The 21,404-nt window shown below is 63.7% G+C and carries 18 protein-coding genes and 2 pseudogenes; 5 read left to right on the forward strand and 15 right to left on the reverse strand.

Going from position 1 to position 21,404, the window contains the following annotated elements:
• Positions 1-683 precede the first annotated feature (683 nt).
• Positions 684-1,506 (reverse strand): annotated as a pseudogene (locus tag QC826_RS31820) (NYN domain-containing protein); the annotation flags it as partial.
• Between the two features lie 275 nt (positions 1,507-1,781).
• On the opposite strand from QC826_RS31820, the gene QC826_RS26830 reads away from it, so the two are divergent.
• The gene (locus tag QC826_RS26830) at positions 1,782-3,371 is read left to right on the forward strand and encodes a pyridoxal-dependent decarboxylase (protein WP_279763193.1); all 1,590 of its coding nucleotides are present in this window, start codon (positions 1,782-1,784) and stop codon (positions 3,369-3,371) included.
• Positions 3,372-3,375: 4 nt separating this feature from the next.
• On the opposite strand, the gene QC826_RS26835 is transcribed toward QC826_RS26830, so the two are convergent.
• From QC826_RS26835 to ychF, 7 genes and pseudogenes are all read right to left on the reverse strand, one after another.
• The gene (locus tag QC826_RS26835) at positions 3,376-4,251 is read right to left on the reverse strand and encodes an ATP-binding protein (RefSeq protein WP_279763194.1); all 876 of its coding nucleotides are present in this window, start codon (positions 4,249-4,251) and stop codon (positions 3,376-3,378) included.
• Positions 4,209-4,730, reverse strand: coding sequence for a helix-turn-helix domain-containing protein (locus QC826_RS26840; protein WP_279763196.1), 522 nt, complete (start codon positions 4,728-4,730; stop codon positions 4,209-4,211). Before QC826_RS26840 ends, QC826_RS26835 begins: the two co-directional genes overlap by 43 nt.
• 243 nt (positions 4,731-4,973) lie before the next feature.
• Entirely contained in the window at positions 4,974-5,969 is a 996-nt protein-coding gene (locus tag QC826_RS26845; protein ID WP_279763197.1) for a hypothetical protein, read from the reverse strand.
• A gap of 47 nt (positions 5,970-6,016) precedes the next feature.
• Positions 6,017-8,656, reverse strand: a complete 2,640-nt coding sequence (locus tag QC826_RS26850; RefSeq protein ID WP_313872815.1) for a DEAD/DEAH box helicase — start codon at positions 8,654-8,656, stop codon at positions 6,017-6,019.
• A 153-nt stretch (positions 8,657-8,809) separates the two neighbouring features.
• On the reverse strand, positions 8,810-9,508 hold the full coding sequence (locus tag QC826_RS26855; RefSeq protein ID WP_279763199.1) for a hypothetical protein: 699 nt from the start codon (positions 9,506-9,508) through the stop codon (positions 8,810-8,812).
• Positions 9,501-10,679, reverse strand: a complete 1,179-nt coding sequence (locus QC826_RS26860) for an AAA family ATPase (RefSeq protein ID WP_279763200.1) — start codon at positions 10,677-10,679, stop codon at positions 9,501-9,503. The genes QC826_RS26855 and QC826_RS26860 overlap by 8 nt, the downstream gene beginning before the upstream one ends.
• A 1,155-nt stretch (positions 10,680-11,834) precedes the next feature.
• Positions 11,835-12,925 (reverse strand): annotated as a pseudogene (ychF, locus tag QC826_RS26865) (redox-regulated ATPase YchF).
• A gap of 192 nt (positions 12,926-13,117) precedes the next feature.
• On the opposite strand from ychF, the gene QC826_RS26870 reads away from it, so the two are divergent.
• Positions 13,118-13,564, forward strand: a complete 447-nt coding sequence (locus QC826_RS26870; protein WP_279763201.1) for a thioesterase family protein — start codon at positions 13,118-13,120, stop codon at positions 13,562-13,564.
• A gap of 47 nt (positions 13,565-13,611) precedes the next feature.
• Here QC826_RS26870 and QC826_RS26875 read toward each other — a convergent pair whose 3' ends face one another.
• Both QC826_RS26875 and QC826_RS26880 read right to left on the reverse strand, forming a co-directional pair.
• Positions 13,612-14,151: an RQC-minor-1 family DNA-binding protein gene (locus tag QC826_RS26875; protein WP_279763202.1), complete on the reverse strand. Its 540-nt coding sequence runs from the start codon at positions 14,149-14,151 to the stop codon at positions 13,612-13,614.
• A 184-nt stretch (positions 14,152-14,335) separates the two neighbouring features.
• A complete protein-coding gene (locus QC826_RS26880) occupies positions 14,336-14,944 on the reverse strand; it encodes a DUF1579 domain-containing protein (RefSeq protein ID WP_279763203.1) in 609 nt (202 codons plus the stop codon).
• Between the two features lie 202 nt (positions 14,945-15,146).
• Here QC826_RS26880 and QC826_RS26885 point away from each other — a divergent pair, with 202 nt between their 5' ends.
• Complete coding sequence (locus QC826_RS26885) at positions 15,147-15,848, forward strand: DUF6058 family natural product biosynthesis protein (RefSeq protein ID WP_279763204.1); 702 nt, start codon at positions 15,147-15,149, stop codon at positions 15,846-15,848.
• A gap of 92 nt (positions 15,849-15,940) precedes the next feature.
• On the opposite strand, the gene QC826_RS26890 is transcribed toward QC826_RS26885, so the two are convergent.
• The 3 genes from QC826_RS26890 to QC826_RS26900 are packed head-to-tail and all read right to left on the reverse strand — an operon-like array spanning position 15,941 to position 17,705.
• Positions 15,941-16,249 (reverse strand): hypothetical protein, encoded by a 309-nt coding sequence (locus QC826_RS26890; RefSeq protein WP_279763205.1) that lies wholly within the window; start codon positions 16,247-16,249, stop codon positions 15,941-15,943.
• The gene (locus tag QC826_RS26895; protein ID WP_279763206.1) at positions 16,242-16,439 is read right to left on the reverse strand and encodes a type II toxin-antitoxin system RelE/ParE family toxin; all 198 of its coding nucleotides are present in this window, start codon (positions 16,437-16,439) and stop codon (positions 16,242-16,244) included. Before QC826_RS26895 ends, QC826_RS26890 begins: the two co-directional genes overlap by 8 nt.
• A gap of 24 nt (positions 16,440-16,463) precedes the next feature.
• Entirely contained in the window at positions 16,464-17,705 is a 1,242-nt protein-coding gene (locus QC826_RS26900) for an RNA-guided endonuclease InsQ/TnpB family protein (RefSeq protein ID WP_279763207.1), read from the reverse strand.
• 21 nt (positions 17,706-17,726) lie between these two features.
• Here QC826_RS26900 and tnpA point away from each other — a divergent pair, with 21 nt between their 5' ends.
• Positions 17,727-18,158, forward strand: a complete 432-nt coding sequence (tnpA, locus tag QC826_RS26905) for an IS200/IS605 family transposase (RefSeq protein WP_279763208.1) — start codon at positions 17,727-17,729, stop codon at positions 18,156-18,158.
• A gap of 566 nt (positions 18,159-18,724) precedes the next feature.
• Here the strand turns inward: tnpA and QC826_RS26910 are convergent.
• Together QC826_RS26910 and QC826_RS26915 are read right to left on the reverse strand one after the other, a co-directional pair.
• The gene (locus QC826_RS26910) at positions 18,725-19,021 is read right to left on the reverse strand and encodes a type II toxin-antitoxin system RelE/ParE family toxin (RefSeq protein WP_093390504.1); all 297 of its coding nucleotides are present in this window, start codon (positions 19,019-19,021) and stop codon (positions 18,725-18,727) included.
• Positions 19,022-19,023: 2 nt separating this feature from the next.
• Entirely contained in the window at positions 19,024-19,311 is a 288-nt protein-coding gene (locus QC826_RS26915) for a CopG family ribbon-helix-helix protein (RefSeq protein ID WP_279763209.1), read from the reverse strand.
• 174 nt (positions 19,312-19,485) lie between these two features.
• On the opposite strand from QC826_RS26915, the gene QC826_RS26920 reads away from it, so the two are divergent.
• Positions 19,486-21,333, forward strand: coding sequence for a DUF885 domain-containing protein (locus QC826_RS26920; protein ID WP_409567904.1), 1,848 nt, complete (start codon positions 19,486-19,488; stop codon positions 21,331-21,333).
• Positions 21,334-21,404 lie beyond the last annotated feature (71 nt).

Consider the following 21,404-nt stretch of genomic DNA (forward strand, 5'->3'; position numbering starts at 1 on the left):
CGGCTTCTGCTGCGCGTCCTTGCGTGGCTGCTGGTTGTCCTTGCGCGGCTGCTGGTTGTCCTTGCGGGCCTGCTGGTTGTCCTTGCGCGGCTGCTGGGCGGCCTGGTTGCGGCCACCACGACCGCCGGCGCGCGCATGGCGGCCCTCGGTCTGCTGCTGCACCGTCAGAGCGTGGGCGATGGCGGCCGCCTCCTCGTCGCTGATGACATATTCATCGTCCGGGTAGCGGGTCAGATCCAGGTCCGGGGTGCGCTCGACGGCGCGTTCCGGTGCGCGCTCGGGGGCGCGCTCGGCGGCGCGTTCACCCTTGCGGCCGCCACGGTTGCCACGGCCACGGCCACGCTCCTGCTGGCCGGCCGGCTGCGCCGACGGCTGCTGTTGTTGTGCTGCCTGCGACTCGACGATGGCCTCGACCACGGCGCCCGATTCGAGCACGTCGGCCTCGTCCTGCGGCAACTCGACGGTGTCGGCGTTGTCGGTGTCGGCGTCGGTGTAGCCCTCGTTGCGCTCGGCGCCGACGTTGGCGTTGCCACGCTCGGCGTTGCGCTCGCTGCGGTCGCGGTCGCGACCACGGCCACGGCCACGGCGCATCTCGCCCTTGCCTTCCGGACGGCCCTCGCCCGCTTCCGCCGCGGCGCCGTTTTCGCTCACGACGGCGCTGCCGTCGGCGTTGACGGCGGCGGCGCCGCTGCTGCGGTAGACGTAGGCGCCGGATTTCTCATCGCGGCCGAATTCCAACAGGCCGCGCGCCTTGGCTTCCTCCAGCAGGTTGCCGAAGGTGCGGAAGCCGTAGTAGGACTCGCTGAAGTCCGGCTTGCGGCGCTTGATCGCCTCCTTCAACACGGAGGCCCAGATCTTGCCGCTGTCGCCGCGCTCGGAGACCAGCGCGTCGAAGGTGCCGACGGCGATTTCGACCGCCTGGCTGCGGCGCTTGTCCATCTCTTCGCGGCGGCGGGTTTCCTCTTCCGGCGTGCGCTTGACGGCGGGCTGGGCGTCGCGCGGGTCGCGCTTGGCGGCGGCGCGGCGGCTCTCGCGCACCAGGTCGTCGTAGAAGATGAATTCGTCGCAGTTGGCCACCAGCAGGTCCGAGGTGGACTGCTTGACGCCGACGCCGATCACCTTCTTGGCGTTTTCACGCAGCTTGGAGACCAGCGGCGAAAAGTCGGAGTCGCCGCTGATGATGACGAAGGTGTCGACGTGCGACTTGGTGTAGCACAGGTCGAGGGCGTCGACGACCATGCGGATGTCGGCCGAGTTCTTGCCGGACTGGCGCACGTGGGGGATTTCGATCAGCTCGAAGTTGGCCTCGTGCATGGGCGCCTTGAACGCCTTGTAGCGGTCCCAGTCGCAATAGGCCTTCTTGACCACGATGCTGCCCTTGAGCAGCAGGCGTTCCAGCACGGGCTTGATGTCGAATTTGTCGTAGTTGGCGTCGCGCACACCGAGCGCGACGTTTTCGAAATCGCAGAACAGCGCCATGCTGACGTTATCGTTGGAAGAAGCCATGAGATTGTTATTTTCTAGAGATGAGAGGGAGGCAGACACGTCAGACCGACGCAGGCAATCCAATGATTATACCCAACAACGTCGCGCAACAGCGCGCGAACGCGTTGCCGGGGGCGCATTTGCTGTTGCTGAGCGGCGATTCCGCCGCGGCCGGGGCCCGTCGGCGAGCCGATCTGGGCGCGGCAGGCCCGGGTTTGGTAAACTGCGCGGCTGAGCGAAGCTCGTGCGGCCGTTGCGCCGCCGCCGCGCCCCCTTTTCTGGAAACGTAGACACCGATGACCGACTCCCGCCTGGCGGCCCTGTTGCAGCAGCATTTCTCCGTCGACGCCCTGGAGCGCGCCCCCGCGCCGCTGCACCACGCCCTGCGCCTGCTGGGCGACTGGCTAGTCGCGGGCCGCGCCCAGCCCTACCCCAGCACGCCGTTCGCCGAGTTGGCCGCCCTGTTCGGCGACCAGCCGCTGCCGGCCGAGGGCATGCCGGTCGAGGCCTTCCTCGAGCAGCTCGACGCCACCGTGCTGGCCAACACGGCCCAGCTGAACCATCCGAAGTACATCGGCCACATGACCCAGGCGCTGCCGTGGATCAGCGTGGTGGCCGAGGCGCTGACGGCGGCGCTGAACCAGAACCAGGTCAAGATCGAGACCGCCTACGCCTCGACGCTGATCGAAAAGCAGGTGCTGGGCTGGTTGCACCGCCAGGTCTACCGGGGCGGCGAGGCGCTGTACGCCGAGGCGATGGCGGCGCCGAACATCGCGCTGGGCAACATGGTCGGCGGCGGCACCATGGGCAACCTGACGGCGCTGGCCGTGGCGCTCGAGCACCAGCTGCCCGGCTACCGCAAGGACGGCCTGCTGGCCGCGCTGGAACGCTCGGGCCATCGCGGCCTGGCGGTGATCGGCTCGGCGCGCAGCCACTATTCGCTGAAGAAGGCGCTGGCCACCCTGGGACTGGGCGAGAACGCGCTGCGCGTGGTGGCGGTCGGGCGCGACAACCGCATCGACCTGGCCGCGCTGGAGGACGAGGTGGCCGCGCTGAAGGCGGCCGGCGTCAAGCTGGTGGCCGTGGTCGGCATCGCCGGCGCCACCGAGACCGGCAGCATCGACCCGCTGGCCCAGCTGGCGGCGGTGGCGCGGCGCGAGGGCGCCTGGTTCCACGTCGACGCGGCCTGGGGCGGCGCGCTGCTGCTGGCCGAGCAGTTCCGTCCGCTGTACGCCGGCATCGAGCTGGCCGACTCGGTGGTGCTCGACGGCCACAAGCTGCTGTGGGTGCCGATGCCGCAAAGCATGGTGCTGTTCCGCGACAGCGCCAGCCTGAACCTGCTCAAGCACAACGCCAACTACATCCTGCGCGACAACTCCGGCGACCTCGGCCAGACCTCGCTGGAGGGCTCGCGCCGCTTCGACGCGCTCAAGCTGTGGACCTCGTTCAAGGTGCTCGGCGTCAGCGGCTACCGCACCCTGCTGGAGCAGGCGGCGACGCTGACCGGGCAGATGCGCGCGCTGCTGGCCGAGCGGGCCGACTTCGAGCTGGTCACCGACTCGGACACCTTCATCCTGACCTACCGCTACCTGCCGCAGCGCCTGCGCCAGCAGATGGCGCGGCTGCTGGCCGACGGCCGGCTGGAGCAGGCCGCCGCGCTGAACCAGCAGTTGAACGCGCTCAACAGCGAGCTGCAGACGCGGCAGAAGGAGCTCGGCCACAGCTTCGTCTCGCGCACCGTGCTCGAGTCGACCGCCTACCCCGGCCAGACCACGGTGCTGCGCGTGGTGCTGACGAATATGACGACGACCGAGGAACACCTGCGCGAGATCCTTGCCGAGCAGGCCGACATCGGCGAGGGCTTGCTGGAGCAGATGGGACTGTAGTTTCTTACAGCAGAATATCCATAACCTCCCAGCGACCATTCTTGCGCGCACCGGAATGGCGTAGTTTGCCTGCGGTTACAAGTTTAGTACTGGCCCGCTCGACAGCGCGGAGTGATTTGCCGATCTCATTGGCAACCTCGGCCAGGGTCATGGTAGGGTTCGCCGAAAGGCACTGGAGGATTGCTACCGGCGTCTTTACCGGCGTTTCTACCGGCGTTTCTACCGGCGTTTTCACCGAGGGTTTTCCAATTCCCGCCACCGCAGAGAATGGAAACTCAACCCACAGCCCCGTACCGTCGCAGCTAAAAATCGGTGCCGGACTGCCGTAGTCGAGACAGGTATTGCGAATCAGTTCAATGCCGCGCCCCCACGACTCGATCAGCCCGGCCAAAAAGAAGGCCCGGGCGATATCGGGGTTAGCGGGTTGCGAAGAGTGTTTGTCTAGCAGCTGCGCCAGCGACCAGTCGAAGGGCAAGGGGCCAGCATTCCAGATCATCACCTTGTGGTCGTACACGCTGATCTGAATCGGAATCGACGCCGCGTAATCCTTGTGCGCAATCGCATTGATCACCGCCTCGCGCAAAGCCGCCTCGGGAATAGGAAAGCGCTCCAGCCGCTGCACGCCCTCGTAAGAAATACCGGCGCGCAGATACTTGGTCAGCAACAAATCCAAGGTCTTTTCCACCTGTGTGAACAAGTCGCCGTCGATCAGATCGTGGAAAAGCAAATCGGAGTCGGTGCGAAAAAAACCGATCTTCACACAGGCGCCGGTGGTGAACTTCTCCGGATCGGCATGAAACAGCAGCGTGGCCGCGCGATGAAGATACTTCCCCTCCGTCAAATGCAATTTCTCCACCAACACCGCATCGCTCTCGGCCAAGGCCCCTCGCCCAGGCGCCCGCTTTTCGCCGCCAATTTGCGGAACGTCTGGATTGCCCGAGAATCCAGGTCGGTTAGCGCCACGTAGGGCACCGGCACACCATCCCAGCGCCGGCCGACCTTTCGCATCAGAAACCGGTCCAGCGCCGCGCCGCGCAATTCCTGCTTGGTGCTGCCGCTGCGCTGGTGGTACTCGCCCTTGTAGCTGATCGGACTGGGATAAGCGTCGACCACGATCTCCAGCCAGTCGCGCCCGTCCTCCGTGTGCAGATTCACCGCGACGACAATGCCGAGAATGTCGCGCACCTTGTTGGGTATGTCCTCCAGCAGCCTGGCCGCGTTGGCCACGCCCACCACGTCGCCATTGTCGTTCTTGCCGATGACCAGCGTGCCGCCCTCTGCGTTGGCGAAGCCGCAGATCCATTTCATGTATTCGTCCCGCCAGGACTGTTTCCATTCGAGATTCTGGGCTTCTTGCATGGCCGGCGCCTCCTTCCCGTCAGCCGCTGTCGCGGCGTGTCGATCGCATTGACACAGCGTGTCAGCTTCGCCCCGCGACGGCAAGCGGCCAAAACAAACAACCGCGCCATCGATCAGATTTTAGGACAATGCGCTGGAGCGCGGTCACGGTCGCGCACGCGGGCGGGCGCGAAGCGCGGCGCGGCGCGGAGAACCCGCTGCGGCATCGGCAGCTAACGCCGAGCCGGGCTCGACGAGCCACAATCAGGACGCGCGACGCACCAGGTAGGCCGCGATGGCTTGCTCGCCGTGTGTGGCGAGCGCGTACACGGCGCGCTCGTCGGTGGCCAACAACACGCCGGACTTGAGCCAGCATTGCCGCATGTGGGTTGGCACGCCGCGCGCGGTCAGTTCGCGCGCGCTGACCGTTTTGGCGGGTTTGCCCGCCTTTGCCGGCTTGGCGGGCGCGGCCGGCTTGGCCGCCGCGACTGCCGCCCCGATGGCCGCCTTCCCCGTCACAGCCTTGTCGGCGCCCGCAGGCTGCGCGCCGCCGACCGGCGGCGGCGCCGTCAGGCCCGGCCCGTCGAGGTCGATGCCGAACAAGGCCGACAAATCCGTGTCCGCCAGATTGTGCTCGGCATCGGCCTGCGTCTGCGTCAGCGACATGCCGACGGCCGTCTGGACCAGCTCGGCCGGATCGACATTGCGCAATTGGAACAGCAGCTCCGGCGCGCTGTCGAGCCGGTTGCCGACGCCGTACAGGGTGGCCGCCACGTGCTTGCACATGGACGCCGAATCGGGGCAGCTGCAACGGAAGCTGATTTGCCGCGGCGTCGGGAACAGCCCGCTGCCGGCCTGGCTGACCACCGCCATCACGCCGGACGACAAGCGGCCCTGGAGCAACTCCACCAGCGAGGCGATCTTGCCGGCGCAGTCGCCCAGTATCGTGCGCCACAACGCCGGCGCCAGCGCCTTGATCGTGATGCTGACCTCGTACAGGCTAGAACCGGCCACCAGGGCGGATATTTTCTCCCCCTCGATCTGCAGATCGACCACCGAACCATTGCGCACGTAGGTGCGCCCGCGCGGCAGGCGGTTGGCGTAATCGCTGTACTGTTCAAGGTTGTCGCACCATTGCTTGCCCCAGAAGGTGTGCGCGATGGTGCGTTTTTCGATCAGCACGGGCAGGCAGACCCGGCCCTTTTTCCGCAGAGCCTTGATCTTCTTCTCCGCCTGCGCGCGCTTTTCCGCCACCGACACATACTTTCCCCAACCACCATAACCATAACCAGCCATCGCCACCGCTCCTATTTTTCCAGCACCGCGCTGTGGATGTCGAGCGACACCATGCGGATCAATTCATCATTACTCATCTCGGTGAGGCGGGTTTCCGCGCCGCCTTCCAGGATCTCGTTCGACAAGCCCTGCTTCGCCTCGATCAGCGCGTCGATTTTTTCCTCTATCGTGCCACGGCAGATGAACTTGTGCACCAGTACATTCTTCTTCTGGCCGATGCGGTAGGCCCGATCGCTGGCCTGGTTTTCGACGGCCGGGTTCCACCAGCGGTCGAAATGGATCACGTGCGACGCCGCCGTCAAGTTCAGCCCGGTGCCGCCGGCCTTGATCGACAGCACGAAGAACGGCGGCCCCGATTCCTGCTGGAACTGTTCCACCAGGTTCTTGCGCGCCTTCACCGGCGTCGCGCCGTGCAACACCAGGCCGGCACGGCCGAACACCGTGCGCAGGAAATCGTGCAACGGCGCCGTCATTTCCTGGAACTGGGTAAACACCAGCACCTTTTCCTGCCGGGCCGCGATCTCCTCGGCGATCTCGCGCAGGCGGGCGAATTTTCCGCTGCCCTCCGGCGCGTAGTCGCCGTCGCCCGACCATTGCGCGGGGTGGTTGCAGATCTGCTTGAAGCGCATCAGCGAAGCCAGCACCATGCCGCGCCGGGCGATGCCGTCGAGCGCGCCCAGTTGCTCCTGCAGGGCCTGCACCGCCGCCTGGTACAGGCCCACCTGCGCATGCGACAAGGCGCAATACGCCTTGACCTCGGTCTTGTCCGGCAGGTCGGCGATGATGCGCTTGTCGCTTTTCAGACGGCGCAGGATGTACGGCCGCACCAGGTTGCGCAACGGCGCGTAGGCCGCGTGTTCGCCCTGCTCCAGCCGCTTGACGAAGGCGCCGAAGGCCTTGGCGCCGCCGAGCAAGCCCGGGCAGATGAAGTCGAACAGCGACCACAGGTCGCCCAGGTGGTTCTCGACCGGCGTGCCGCTGAGGGCGAAGCGCACCCGGCTGTGCAGCTGCTTCACCGCGCGGGTTTGCTGCGCGCCCGGATTCTTGATCGCCTGGGCCTCGTCGAGGACCACGATGGACCAGCGCGTTTCCCGCAGCGCCGGCAGGCGGGTCAGCGAGCCGTAGCTGGTGAGCACCACGTCGACCTCGCCGTAGCGCTCGGCCGGCAGCGCCGCCAGGGCCTTGCTCGGCAGGGCCGAGGGGTGCGCCACCAGCACCGTCAGCCCGGGCGCGAAGCGCGCCATCTCGGCCTGCCAGTTGCCGATCAGGGAGGCCGGCAGCACCAGCAGATGCGGCCCCGGGTCGCCGCCCCGCTTCGCCAGCGACAGCAGCGCCAACACCTGCACCGTCTTGCCCAAGCCCATGTCGTCGGCCAGGCAGCCGCCCAGGCCCAGGCGGTTGAGCAGGTACAACCAGCGCACGCCGTCCTGCTGGTAGGGGCGCAGCTGCGCCTTCAGCTCGGCGCCGGGGCGCGCCGCGTCTTCCAGCCGGCCGGCACGGGCCGGATCGGTCAGCTCGTCGAGCACGCCGCGCAACCAGTCCCCCGCCACCACGCGGGACCAGTCGGCGCCGGCCGCGTCCAAGGCCGGCGCGGCCGCCCCCTCGGCGCCGACGCCGGCCAACAGCCGCATGCCTTCAAGAAAGGAAACACCGTCGCCGCCGTCGTCGATGCCGCGCTGCACCTGCTTCCAGTGCGCCAGCACGGTGTCGAGCCGCGCCTGGTCGACCTCGACCCAGCGCCCCTTGAGCCGGACCAGGCCGGAGCCGGCGGCGCGCAGTTCGGCCCACTCGGCGTCGCTGAGCGTTTCCTCGCCGAGCGCGTAGGAAACATTAAAGTCGAGCATGGCGCCGAGCCCCAGTCCGGCGGCCTTCTCGCCGAGATTGACCCTTACCTGCGGACGCACCGGTTGGCTCGGCCGCCACCAGTCGGGAATGCGCACGACGATGCCGTTCGCCTCGAACAAGGGAACGTTCTGCAAAAACTGATGCGCCTCGCGCGGGGACCAGGCGCGGGCGTGGAAAATCGCGCCCGAGGCGACCAGCGCGGCCAACCACGGGCACTGTTCCGATGCCTTGTGCACCGGCATCAGCAGGCGCAACAAGGCTTCGCTGTTGGCCTCGCCGGCGTATTCCTGCAGCGCTCGGCCGAGCGGCAGATGCTGCACCTTGGCCTGCTGCGACACGGTGGCGGCATAGGTGGCAAGGAAGGCGAACGGGACATCGGGATTGGCCTTGTTCTCGGCCAGATGGAAGCACACCCGGCCCAACAGGTTCCAGCTCGGATGCTGGTGAGCAAGCCAAGCCGCCACGTCGCCGTCGGACAGCGCGATCTGCGCGCGCGCCTGCCCCAATAGATCGTCCCATAGCGTGCTCAGGCAGGCCAGGTCGACGTACTCGGCCCCGACCATGGGCGGCATGCCGGCCAGCAGTCGCGCCAGTTCCGCCTGCGGCGCGGCCAACTCCAGGCCGTTCCATTGCGCCGCCAGGTCGGGCGTGGCGCACAGGCGCGCCATGAACAGGTGGGCCAGCTCGCGGCCGAACGCCAGCGAGGGCGGCAAGGGCGTCGCCAGTTCGCTGGCGCCCAGCTGCAGCAGACCGGCCAGCGCGTCGCGCTCGAAGGCGGCGTGGATTCTTGGCGGGAGGGACGCCACGGCCTCGTCCGTCCCGGGGTCCAGATGGAAGCGTCCGCTGGGGGAGACAAAGAGTGCAGGCGCCAGGGTATCGCTGGAGGGAGCCTGGGTGGAGTGGGACGATCGATTCATGCGCGCGATTTTATCATCGCGGGCGTTAGCGAGTAACTGCCATCAGGGCAGCGCGGCAACGACGGCCTGCGCGAAGACTCCCGCACGACTGCAAAGAGCTTTTACAGCGGCCCAATTGGTGTCGATGGAAGCCGCGTGCCTTCGATATTCGATGGCAGATTTGCGCTTGACCCGCGAAGCAATCGGCAACTGTGCCAACCCGGCCTCCGCCGCCGGGTTGCATTCAAGGCCTTGGCATAGAGCATGGGTAGCGGGCAACGAGGCCGCGACCAACCAGGCACCGGTCGACTGGGCGGGCAAACACAAGACAGTCTTGCCTCCGGGTTTAGCCTGGCCCAGCCAGCCCAACAATACCGCCTGTAACGCGGCGCAGGTGTTGGCTGCGGGCGGACATGGTTGATTGCAGGGCAGCGCCGGCCAAGCTTTTGAGACCGCCTCGGCGGCCAACTCCGGGCCGTAGTCCGAATACTGCTTGAGCGCGACATCCACATCCAAGTGAATGATGAGCAAGTCAAATAGCGCCAATGTCGGGTCGGCGTCGAGTGGGCCAGCGTGCCTTTTTCCAGCCGCGTCGCACCATTTCAAGACCCCGCCCCAACCGCCCCCCAAAGCGGGCAAGCTCGACTCAGGCTGCAGCAGGGTCAGGAAGAAAGGTCTCTGAAGAATGGCCTGCAACGCGGCCTTAATTAGTTCATAGTCCGTCGGCCCCTCTGCCACTAGAGCAATGCGAGGGTCAGACATTGGGCACAGCTCCCAAGTGCCCCATCAGCCACAAACGAGATAATGGGTACTCTCTGGCGAGCTCGGACAATGCCGGCGTCAGTTCCAAACGCCGCACACAAGTCAGGCCGTTGCTATTTCGTTCCACTGCAAATAGGCGAACCTCTGGATCGCTTAGGTCCAGTCCATCCAATACCGCAGGGTTGTGCGCGGTGAATAGCAGTTGCCGGTCGTCCCCGCTCCTTTTCAGCCAGCCCGAAAGGCGCGCGGTCAAGCGGGTCAACAGGCGAGGGTTCAGCGCCTGGTCGAGGTTGTCGATAGCCAGCATCTTGGGGGCTTGGGGCAACAGGCACAGCACAGCGCAAAAGATCACATACAAAGCGCCTTCACTGGCATCGTAGGCGGTAAGCTCGTTGCGGCTTTTGTTCATAAATCGGTCGGTGAACTTCAACATCAGCGTAGTGCGCGCCACCTTGGGCGAAAGGAGATTGGCGCCGTGGTTGGTGGTTTGAATATCGCCCACCCAGTCGATCAGTTCCAGCACCTCGTCCAGCACCCCGCTGCTATCCTCTGAAAAACGCCTTTGCAGCTCAGCAAAACCTTCCGCCAACTGCCCGCCACTCAAGCCTAGCGGAGCACGAGGTTGCGGGTCCGGCACCGTGCCACGCAGCGTGGGAGTGTTCGGGCAGTAAATGGCATAGTTTTGCAGACACTGCATCAGTTTCGCTGCGAGATTGTCCGGCGCCACATCCACCAACTGTAACGCGGCCAAACCCGCCTGAGGATTGAGATTCTTCTTGTTCCGAACGCCGTCAGAAACAATCTCATGGCTACCGTCGCTGAGCAGCTCTGTCTTGTACGACCATGCAGGCTCTGGCAATTCCAGCGGGTTGAGTAGCGAGACACGGTAGCACTCACCACCATCTCCCACGGCCTCCACGCCAATGTGTGCCGGCGTGCGCTCCGAGGCAAACGAGCTTTTAAACAAACGCGGCAATCCGGCGCGCACACCGCGGCGTATCAGCGCCTCGTCATCGACCACGCCGTTGGCTGCGGCGCTCAGCACCCCGATAGCTTCCAGAACATTGCTCTTGCCAACGCCATTGGCGCCGATAAAGCAGTTGACCCGCCCCAAAGGAATGGTTTCAGAATGAACCGACTTGAAGCCGTTGATTTGGATGGTGCGGATCATCGTGGTGTACCTTATTGTTGAATATATTCCGAAAAAGCAATGCGAATTTTACCAGCCGACATCTATTGCATCATCGGCAATTTGATGCCCCCGCCCGCTTGGCCGCGACACATTTAGGCCGGCCCACGTTAACAGATTTGGGTGCTGACCACCTCATATTGCGTTTGATGTTTCGCCAATCGCCCCCGCCAAGGGAATGGATAAGTTCGTATCCCCAAAAAATGCTGCCTGCGTTTCTACCACCGGTTCTACCACCCGGAGAGTGTCACGGCGATGGCGTCTCGTTCATCATTTTCTTCAAGAGACGACAGATTTCGGAATGAACGTTGAAGCAAGATCCGGGCGGGTGCCACTCGGGGAAAGATCAGCCCAATGTCCAACTCGGCGAGACCCTTATTGCTCACTCCGTTGGACGTCGGTCTTACCATTCGCATCAATAGACAGCCGAAAATATTTAATTTCGTCTTGTTTGATCGACGTCTCTCGCTGCGTCCAATCCGCTTGACCGGTCCCGCAGAGTCCTGCGCCTTGCGGGTCGCGTCCGACTCGAATGAGAATCTCCCCAGGAGGGACTAGAAAGGTAGACTTTTCCCCGACGTCTAATCGTGCTGCGAGCGTCCCATCGATTAATACAGAGTTGTAGCAACCACTACCGATAAAACCGGCATCGCGCGTAACTATTAGCGTTCCTGATGGCCCAGACAATCGGTTTTGAAACGCGAGCAAGCGCTCAGCCGGTGCCTGTTTAGCAGTCGCGACTGTTACTGGGGTTGTCGCACAGCCGCTAATGCTCACTAGAACAATAAACGGAAGTATCTTAGGGGACATGGAACGTTGCATCTAGGCCTCTATTCATAGCTGTTTGCGTCACCTTCATATTAACTCCATTGCTGCACTTGCTGAACTTCTTGTTTTGATACAGACACGCGTGCCTGACTAACTCCCCTACCTCGCGGCTCCAATTACGATGACAGAGGAGGAACGTACGCCCCCGTCTCATCATCCGTTCTTGAGGCATGTCTAGGCAACCGAGTCCGGGCCTGATTCATCACCCCACTAATCTAGCGAGACGAACAGATGCGAAAAGCCCCGCATCTGCGGGGCTTTTTGTCATTTTTGAAATGACCTGAAATGCCGTGATTGCCTGGTTCGCGCTTAGACGTTGAACAGGAAGTTCAGCACGTCGCCGTCCTTGACCACGTATTCCTTGCCCTCGGCGCGCATCTTGCCCGCTTCCTTGGCGCCGCTCTCGCCCTTGTAGGCGATGAAGTCGTCGTAGGCGATGGTCTGGGCGCGGATGAAGCCGCGTTCGAAGTCGGTGTGGATCACGCCGGCCGCCTGCGGCGCGGTGTCGCCGACGTGGATGGTCCAGGCGCGCACTTCCTTGACGCCGGCGGTGAAGTAGGTCTGCAGGCCGAGCAGCTTGTAAGCGGCGCGGATCAGACGGTCCAGGCCCGGCTCTTCCATGCCCATGTCGCCCAGGAAGGCGCCCTTGTCGGCGTCGTCCAGGTCGGCGATCTCGGCTTCGATGGAGGCGCAGATGGCGACGATGGGCGCGTTCTGCGACTGCGCGTAGGTGGTCAGCTGGTCCAGCAGCGGGTTGTTCTTGAAGCCGGTGTCGGAGACGTTGGCGACGTACATGGCCGGCTTGGCGGTGATCAGGCACAGCGGCTTGATCAGCAGCATCTCGTCGGCGTCCAGGCCCATCGCGCGCACCGGTTTGGCGTCGTTCAGGTGCGGCATCATGCGCTCGAGCAGGGCGACCAGCTTGGCGGCGTCCTTGTCGCCCGAACGGGCCTTCTTGGCCTCGCGGTGGATGGCTTTTTCCACGGTGCCCATGTCGGCCAGCGCCAGCTCGGTCTGGATCACTTCGATGTCGTCCAGCGGGCTGATCTTGCCGGCCACGTGGATCACGTTGTCGTCCTCGAAGCAGCGCACCACGTTGACGATGGCGTCGGTCTCGCGGATGTGCGACAGGAACTGGTTGCCCAGCCCTCGCCCTGCGAGGCGCCGGCCACCAGGCCGGCGATGTCGACGAACTCGACGATGGCGTTGACCATGCGCTCGGGCTTGACGATCAGCGCCAGCGCGTCCATGCGCGGGTCCGGTACCTCGACCACGCCGACGTTCGGCTCGATGGTGCAGAAGGGATAGTTCTCGGCCGGGATGCCGGCCTTGGTCAGGGCGTTGAAGAGGGTGGACTTGCCGACGTTAGGCAGGCCGACGATGCCGCATTGGAGACTCATGAAAAACCTTTAATAATCAATATCGCCGGCAAGCGGCGTGTGAAAAACGGCCAGCGCGGGGTGGCGTTTTCTGGAATTGGTACTGTCTTGCAGCGTTCAGGGGGTCAATTGTACCCCCCTCGCCTGTTCTGTTCAAAAAAAAACCCGCGTTCCCGCGCTAAAATGGCCGATCACCTTGGAACAGGAGCTTGCATGTCTTTGCGCGACGCCGGACGGGATCAATTCCCCCTATTCATGACCATCCCGACCCGCTGGATGGACAACGACCAGTACGGCCACGTCAACAACGTCGTCTATTACTCGTACTTCGACACGGCGGTGAACCAGTTCCTGATCGAGGCCGGCGTGCTCGACATCCACCACGGCGCGGTGGTCGGCTTCGTCGTCGATTCCGGCTGCTCCTACTTCAGCCCGGTCTCCTTCCCCGACGTGGTGCACGCCGGCATCCGCGTCGCCAAGCTGGGCAACGCCAGCGTGCGCTATGAAATCGCGCTGTACCGCAACGACGACGCCCTGCCCTGCGCCGCCGGCCACTTTGTCCACGTCTATGTCGAGCGCGACAGCAACCGCTCGGTCCCTATTCCGCAGACCGTGCGCAAGGTGCTCGACTCGATTCGCGGCGCGACGTCGACAAGCTAGGCGCCTCGCGGCAATATGAATGGCGTCCGGCGTAAGCTTGTGACGCGCTAACTCGGCTGGGCCGGTGAAGCCGTGCGATCCGCCAAGCATCGCAGGACTGCGGATATTTTCTGCACGACCTTCTTGTGGTCGACCCGCCCCCAGTCTTCCAGCAAAGGCAAGTATTTGCGATCAGCACTCGCCTGTATCTTTTCCAGCGCCAGCATAATCACCTCTCGATTCATATCCTTCAAAAAACTCACAGGATATGGGTGTTGGGCGCTGACCAACAGGGTGTCAAATCCTTCAATAATTTCATCGGCATACGTTTCGCATTCGATCTTCCAACCAGCCGGGGAGTACTCTAAAAGTGGCAGTCGGCAGTCGTAAAAAATATGCAAATAGCCATGCAGAATCGTCCAATCAATCCTGCCCATAACTTCCTGCTCGGGCAGATCCTGATAAATACCATAGGCAGGATTGTGCTCCAAGCCACGACTCAGCACATCCTTGGAACGTGATCCCCGCAGGATTTTTGCCAGCAAGGCGCGTCCGCCGACTCCGATTAATCCATCGGCGGCGCGCAAGATGGCGCGAATGTCCACCATCGAAAGTGATTTGATTTCCCCAGCGTCAAGATGGAGAGGCTCGTTGCAAGCGTTGTGTCATTACGGTTGAGGTGTCAAATATTTTACTGTCAGTCCCGCTTGGCAAGCGGCCCACATGGCAAGCGTGGCAAGCGTGGCAAGCATATCGAGACCGGGCTTTTCGCGCCGCCGGCGGCTTGCACGCCTACTTCTTGCGGGTGTAGCTGATCTCCATCCACTTCACGTTCTTGCCGGCGGCGTCCGGCCCCCACATTTCCAGCGTGTGGTGGTCGTTGTCGGCGATGTTGACCGTCATGGTGTACTTGCCGCTCTTGCCCGTCACCGGGTCCGTCATCGCGCTGGTCGATTTGAGCACCTTGCCGCTCATGCTGCCGGTGCTCGTCATCATCGCCGTGCCCATGGTGTCCATCCAGGAGCCGACATAGCGCTTGTTGACATTGTCGTAGCCCTGGTAGCCGATGCCGGTGAACGGCTGGCCCATGAAGGTGCCGCTGTAATCCTCCTGCAGAAAGCGGTTGCCGAGTACCCACTTGCGCACCGAGGTGGCGCTGGACTCCTCGGGCGGTTTGGACGGGTCCATCCAGGAGCGCGACTTGGCGTCGAAGCTGCCGGCCAGCGGCTCCAACTTCTTGTGCGCCTCGCCGGGCGTCGCCGCCTTGGCCATCGCCTCCATCGCCGCCTTCTCGTCCGGCGGCGCGGCGGCCTTCTTGGTTTTGTCTGCGGCCGGCGCGGCGGCCGCAACGGCCAATCCAACAACAAGTACCAGGTGTTGCACGATGCTCGGAATCCTCATGATGCCCTCCTCGTGACCAACGGTTGTGCGGAAGGCCATTGTGGAGTCGCTCGCGCGGCGTTGTCAATCGGAGTCTGAAGCACCAGTGCCATCCCTTATTAAACTTCATATCAACGCAAATTGACTGTACAAAAACACAGTATAATTATCCGCTGACGCATCACTCCGCGACAGACGCGGCAATGCCAATGAAAGCGAACTCATGACAGAACTGAACAACTATCTCGCCGAGCACTATCTAAACGAGGCGCAGCTGTCCGCCGCCACCGGAGTGGACATGGACGAACTCGACGCGCTGATCGGCGACCGCCTGCTGCCGGCACCGTCCTATGTGGTCACCGACGCCGGCAAGCTGTGTTCCTTTGTTTTCGGCGAGATGGCGGCGCCGGGCGCCACCGCCGGCCGTTATTTCCATCCGTCGCAACTGGCGTGGCTCGCGCGGGCGCGCGAGGCCGTCGCGCTCCATGGCGCGCAGGGCGCCGAGGCCTATTTGCAGAAACGCTTCGCCGGCGATTTCGCCGCCGCGCTCGCCACGCTCAACCTGACGACTTGGCGCCTGCGCGACTGCTTCGACGACGCCGGCACCCCGATCGCCGAGGGCTTGCGCGCGCGTATCGACAGCGCCTGGACCCACCTCCTGAATGGCACGTTTTCCTTGTGCGTCGCCAATCCCATTTCCGAGGCACACATCGCCCACAAGGAGGTGTTGCAGGAAAAACTCACACGGCTCAGCGAGAACGGCGGCAGGACGGCGTTCCCGCCACAGCAGTTGCCGGCGATGCGCGAATTGATCGACGCCTACGCGGCGGCGTCGATGCCGTTCTCGCCCGTCGAGTACCCGGTGAGCAGCCGCAAGCGCCTGGTCGAGGATCTGCGCGCCAAGCTCCACGCGACGGACGACTGATCGCATTGGCGCATCAAGCGTTCCCGGGACTGCGCAAGGCCAGCGCGGCGGCGGCGCCAAGAACGACCGTTCCGCCACCTCATACCAGCACACTATGCGCCAGGGCGGCTACAGGTCTCGGGTAGTTTTTCACCGATCTCAATGCCAAATTGCTTCGTTACAAGCAGCATCTCCGCCAGTTCCGAAGAATCATTGAAGCGTAGCAAGTGTTCCAGCTGCGTTGGCGCCACGCCGGCTTGCCATGCCATCGCTTTCATCCCCGCCGAGCGCGCAACAACCCGCAATGCCGCAGAGACAAGTTTCGCGTTCCCCGTGTCGAATGCATCCGAAAGAAAGACTTCGACCGTCGCCTTGCTGATCAGCACGTCAGCTGGATCATAGGGTAAAAATTCTTCAGCCATGGCTATCTCTCCATTGACGAGCCAAGCGCTTCGCCGCGCGCACATCGCGTGTCTGCGAACTCTTGTCACCACCGCACAGCAACACGACAATGGCAGCTCCCTGGCGAAGAAAGTACAGGCGATATCCGGGACCTGAGTGAATCCGCAATTCGTACACCCCTTCGCCAACGAATGCCACATCGCCAAACATTCCCTCATTGACATCCTCCCCGCCCTAAAGGACGGGGATTCCTACGGCGCCGCGTGATGACCTACGGGTCGCTTCGGTGGGTTCCTGCTTCATCGAGCGGCCTGAATGCGCCGACTCTCCACAGGCTAAGACGCGATGTCCTCGCGCTAAAACATTGATCGCGCCAACAACATCGGCGTGATTTTCGCAGCCACAGTCGACGCACAGAAATGAAGCCTGCGTCTGCCGATTGTCTTTTGAGACGTGGCCGCAAGCCGGGCACGTCTGGCTGGTATGGTGCGGTGGCACGGCCAGCAACATGCCGCCGTTCCATGCAAGCTTATAGCCAAGCTGACGACGAAACTCGCCCCATCCCTGATCGAGAATGGCGCGGTTCAGGCCCGACTTTTGGCCGACCTTCTTGCCCGGTTGTTCGACAGTACCCTTGGAAGACCTGGACATATTGCGTACCTGCAAATCCTCAATGCAGACGAGCGCGTGATTTTTGCTAATCGTCGTTGTGGTCTTGTGCAGGAAGTCCTTGCGGGCGTTGGCGATGCCGATGTGAATCCTCTGGACGCGGGCTTTCGCCTTCTTCCAATTGCTGCTGAACTTGACCTTGCGGCTCATGCGCCGCTGGTAACGGGCAAGGTTCTGTTGGTGCTTCTTAAAACTGTTGAGTGGTGCGACGAAGCTGCCGTCGCTCATCGTGGCGAAGCGGGCGATGCCGACATCGATGCCGATGGCCGTCGTCGCCCTGGGCAAAGGCGGTTCGACTTCGCGTTGCGTCTGGATAGCCGCGAACCATTTGCCGCCCAACTGGCTCACGGTCACATTGCGCACCTCGCCCAGCACGTCGCGGCTGTTGCGGTAACGCAGCCAGCCGAGCTTGGGCAGGAAGATGCGCTCGTTCGCCTCGTCGAGCTTGATTTGCTTCGGGTCCGGGTAGCGAAAACCGCCGCCGCTGCCTTTGCGCTTGAAGCTGGGGAAATCGGCCCGTTTCTCGAAAAAATTTTTGTACGCCTTGTCCAAATCCTTCAACGCTTGTTGCAGCGGATGGCAGGGCGCCTCTTGGAGCCACGGCGTTTCGGCGCCTTGGCGCCATCCAGTGAGCGCCTTGCACAGCCCGGCGAAGCCGATGAACTTGTTGCCCGCCTCGTGATTGTCTTTTTGCATCGCCAGTGCCTTGTTGTAGACGAACCGGCACGCCCCGGCGAAGCGGCGCATGTCGCGCGCTTGCTCACCGTCCGGCATCAGTTCGTACTTGAAGGCTTGTAGACGTTCCATACTTGGATTATAGTTTGGCCTATGGATAAAGACAATGAGATTCGCCACGGTAGACACTGTGTTTTTGTGATGCATGTTCATTTGGTCTTCGTAACAAAATACCGTCGCGAAGTCTTTACAAAAGAGATACTCGACGACCTCAGGCCAATCTTTGCAAGCGTCTGCGCGGACTTCGAGTCCGAACTGGTGGAGTTCGATGGCGAGGACGATCATGTACGTCTGCTGGTGAACTACCCGCCCAAGGTTTCCGTCTCGAATCTGGTGAACAGCCTGAAGGGCGTGTCGAGCCGGATGATTCGGAAGAAGAACTATCCGAGCATCTGCAAGAAACTATGGGGAGGCGCGTTGTGGTCGCCGTCCTACTTCGCAGGCAGCTGTGGTGGTGCGCCCATTGCAGTTATCCGCCAGTACATCGAGCAGCAGCAGCAGCAGCAGCAGCAGACACCGCACTAGATGCACCAAACCGGACGGCTGCGCCGTCCGCGCTCTTGACCCCGTCCTGAAGGACGGGGCTTGCCGCGCACTTGGTCAAACGGGTCAGGCGCGCCGCGATCAACGCTTGTGCAAGCTGATCACGTAGCCCTGTCGACCACCGCAGAAACGTCTTAGACTGGATAATTTGTATCATGCCACAATCGTAGTGGGGGACTCGATAAATAGCATTGATCAAGCTCGCCAAGGTACGCTGCGGCGGAATCGCGGTATTCTGTGGCGCCCTAACGCCACCCAGTACATCGCCATGCCGCAGCCGTTCTCTCTCGCTACGCTCCGCCGCACCACCCTGGTCGCCTGCCTGCTGGCCGGCGCGCTCAACCTGGCGCCCTACCCCGAACACCTGCTGCCGCTCAAGCAAATGGACAACGTGCCCAGCACGCTGGTCAACTACGCCGGCGGCACCTTCTCGCAGCCGCTGTCCACGGTCAAACAACACGCCGTTCTCGCCCGTCGAGTAGCCGGTGAGCAGCCGCAAGCGCCTGGTCGAGGATCTGCGCGCCAAGCTCCACGCGGCGGACGACTAATTAGTTCCGAATATAGCCAGCCTCGCGCTGGCTACGCACGGCGAGCACAAACGCTGTGTCGATCGCTTCCACGTACTGGTACAAGGCCACGTAGCCATGCGACCTCCGTCCAATGACAAGCTCCCGCTTGCCGTTCGAAATGGGTCTGCCTATGAGAGGGTTGTGCGCAAGAACCTCAACCGCCTGCATGATTTCCATCACGCGCGCGGCTGCGGCGGCCGCGTCATGTTGCGCAAGGAAGGCCAGAATGCGGTCGAAGTCCTCCGCAACTTCGGCGGCCAACTCGACGCGGGCCATGTTCAGTCCCGTTTTTTCTTGGCGACAGGACGGGGCGGCTGCTGACCGGCAAGGCGAGCCTCAAGGTATTGGCGCATCTCCGACCAAGGTATGGTTTTCCCGGTGGCGACGATCTTGGTAAACCGCGCATCGGCCTCGGCATCAAAGCCCGCCCGTTGCTCCTCGATTTCCGCCTTCTCCGTGATGGCCTCGAGAATGAAACTGTGGGTCGTCTTGCCTGCGCGCTCGGCGGCGCTGGCAATGCGCGCCGTCAATTCCTCGGGCAGGCGAATCGTTGTCGTCGTGGACATGGAGATCTCCGTGGGTACGCTTCAATGTAGCACAATTGTGCTACCAGCATGGCGGTAAAGCAGGAGCCGGCACTCGCGTCGCCCCCTCGATATGGCATGGGGCACACCGATGAAGGCGGCCGGCTGGAACTGCGGTATTCTGTGGCCACCCCAACCACCGCCAAGGACATCGCCATGCCGCAGCCGCTTTCCCTCGCCACGCTCCGCCGCACCACCCTGCTCGCCTGCCTGCTGGCCGGCGGCGCCGGCGCGCTGACGACACCGCCGGCGCAGGCCGCCGCGTCGGCAGCGGCGCAAGCGCAAGCGTCGGCGCAAGCGAAGAAGCAGCTGGACCGGCTGGCCGACGCCTTCCACCTCGCCCGCGCCAAGTACGACCCGCTGCTGTTCGCCACCGCCAACGGCGACAGCCGCTACGACGACCAGATCGGCCTGGCCATCTCGCCCAAGGTGCGCGCGCTGCAATTCGCCATGTACCGCCAGTTGCAGCTGCGCCTGCGCGGCGTCGCCCGCGCCGCGCTGGGCGAGCAGGACCAGCTGACCTACGACCTGCTCGCCTACGAGCTGGCCGGCGCGCTCAAGCTGGCGCCCTACCCCGAGCACCTGCTGCCGCTCAACCAGATGGACAACGTGCCCAGCACGCTGGCCAACTACGCCGGCGGCACCGGCTCGCAGCCGCTGTCCACGGTCAAGCAACACCGCGCCTATCTGAACCGCCTGAATCAACTACCGGCGTGGATAGCCCAGGCCATCGCCAACATGCGCGAAGGCATCCGCCTCGGCGTGGTGCAACCGAAGGCCATCACCGTGGCGATGCTGCCGCAGTTCCAGGCGCTGCGCAGCGCCACGCCGGAGACCAGCGTGTTCTACTCGCCGGCGACGCGCCTGCCCGCCGAGTTCTCCGCCGCCGACCAGCAAAAGCTAAGCGCCGCCTACCGCCACACCGTCGCCGCCAAGCTGGCCCCGGCGCTGGAGCGCCTGGTGCGCTTCCTCGAAACGGACTACCTGGCGGCCGGCCGCGCCAGCAGCGGCTGGGACGCGCTGCCGAACGGCAAGGCCTGGTATCTGGCGCGCATCCAGGACAGCACCAACCTGCCGCTGACGCCGCAGCAGGTGCACGCCAAGGGACTGGAGGAGGTGGCGCGGATCAAGCAGCAACTGCTGGCCCTCGGCCCGCAACTGGGCTACGACGGACCGCCGCAGCAACTGCCGCAGTGGGTCAGCGCGCAGGACAAGTTCAAGCCCTTCCGCAGCGACGCCGAGGTGCTCGACGCCTACCGCCAGATCTACGCGACGGTGCTGCAAAAGCTGCCGGCCTACTACAGCCTGGTGCCCAAGGCCAAGCTGGAGCTGCAACTCGAGCCGGAGCTGACGCGCGCCACGGCGTCGGACCACTACACACCGTCGGCCGCCGACGGTTCGCATCCCGGCGTGTTCTGGCCGGTGGTCAACGACGCCAAGCAGTACAGCCGGGTCGAGATGGCCAGCCTGTTCCTGCACGAGGGCCTGCCCGGCCACCACCTGCACGCCGCCCTGCTCAAGGAGATCGGCCTGCCCGACTTCCGCAAGTTCAGCACCGAGAACCCGAACAACGCCGCCTTCGCCGAGGGCTGGGCGCTGTACTCGGAGACCATGGGCAAGCAGTTCGGCCTGTACGACGATCCGGCCCACTACTACGGCCACCTGAACGCGGAGCTGCTGCGCGCCGTGCGCCTGGTGGTCGACAGCGGCATGCACGCGCTGGGCTGGAGCCGCGAGCAGGCCATCGCCTACACCGTCGAGACGCTGGGCTACAGCGAGGCGCGGGCGCGCAACCAGATCGAGCGCTACATGGTCATTCCGGCGCAGGCGCTGAGCTACAAGATCGGCGCGCTGAAGATACTCGAGCTGCGCGGCCGGGCCGAGCAGGCGCTGGGCGACAAGTTCAGCTATCCGAAGTTCCACGCGGTGGTGATCGGCGACGGCACCTTGCCGCTGCCCATCCTGGAGGCGCGGGTCGAGCGCTGGATCGCCGCGTCGAAGTAGCGGAAACCGGGCAGCGGCAAGCGCCGGCGCCCAGCCCCGGCGTTGAGGCGCAGCAAAGTCGAAAACGCCGG

This window comes from Rugamonas sp. DEMB1 (assembly GCF_029834475.1).
Taxonomy (GTDB): Bacteria; Pseudomonadota; Gammaproteobacteria; order Burkholderiales; family Burkholderiaceae_D; genus Rugamonas; species Rugamonas rubra.

Bases quoted from the DNA above. Each gene is read 5' to 3' on its own strand.
- QC826_RS26830 (WP_279763193.1), top strand. From the start codon at position 1,782: ATGACCGACTCCCGCCTGGCGGCCCTGTTGCAGCAGCATTTCTCCGTC.
- QC826_RS26840 (WP_279763196.1), bottom strand. From the start codon at position 4,730: ATGCAAGAAGCCCAGAATCTCGAATGGAAACAGTCCTGGCGGGACGAA.
- QC826_RS26855 (WP_279763199.1), bottom strand. From the start codon at position 9,508: ATGTCTGACCCTCGCATTGCTCTAGTGGCAGAGGGGCCGACGGACTAT.
- QC826_RS26860 (WP_279763200.1), bottom strand. From the start codon at position 10,679: ATGATCCGCACCATCCAAATCAACGGCTTCAAGTCGGTTCATTCTGAA.
- QC826_RS26870 (WP_279763201.1), top strand. From the start codon at position 13,118: ATGTCTTTGCGCGACGCCGGACGGGATCAATTCCCCCTATTCATGACC.
- QC826_RS26875 (WP_279763202.1), bottom strand. From the start codon at position 14,151: ATGGTGGACATTCGCGCCATCTTGCGCGCCGCCGATGGATTAATCGGA.
- QC826_RS26880 (WP_279763203.1), bottom strand. From the start codon at position 14,944: ATGAGGATTCCGAGCATCGTGCAACACCTGGTACTTGTTGTTGGATTG.
- QC826_RS26885 (WP_279763204.1), top strand. From the start codon at position 15,147: ATGACAGAACTGAACAACTATCTCGCCGAGCACTATCTAAACGAGGCG.
- QC826_RS26890 (WP_279763205.1), bottom strand. From the start codon at position 16,249: ATGGCTGAAGAATTTTTACCCTATGATCCAGCTGACGTGCTGATCAGC.
- QC826_RS26895 (WP_279763206.1), bottom strand. From the start codon at position 16,439: ATGTTTGGCGATGTGGCATTCGTTGGCGAAGGGGTGTACGAATTGCGG.
- QC826_RS26900 (WP_279763207.1), bottom strand. From the start codon at position 17,705: ATGGAACGTCTACAAGCCTTCAAGTACGAACTGATGCCGGACGGTGAG.
- tnpA (WP_279763208.1), top strand. From the start codon at position 17,727: ATGGATAAAGACAATGAGATTCGCCACGGTAGACACTGTGTTTTTGTG.
- QC826_RS26910 (WP_093390504.1), bottom strand. From the start codon at position 19,021: ATGGCCCGCGTCGAGTTGGCCGCCGAAGTTGCGGAGGACTTCGACCGC.
- QC826_RS26915 (WP_279763209.1), bottom strand. From the start codon at position 19,311: ATGTCCACGACGACAACGATTCGCCTGCCCGAGGAATTGACGGCGCGC.
- QC826_RS26920 (WP_409567904.1), top strand. From the start codon at position 19,486: ATGCCGCAGCCGCTTTCCCTCGCCACGCTCCGCCGCACCACCCTGCTC.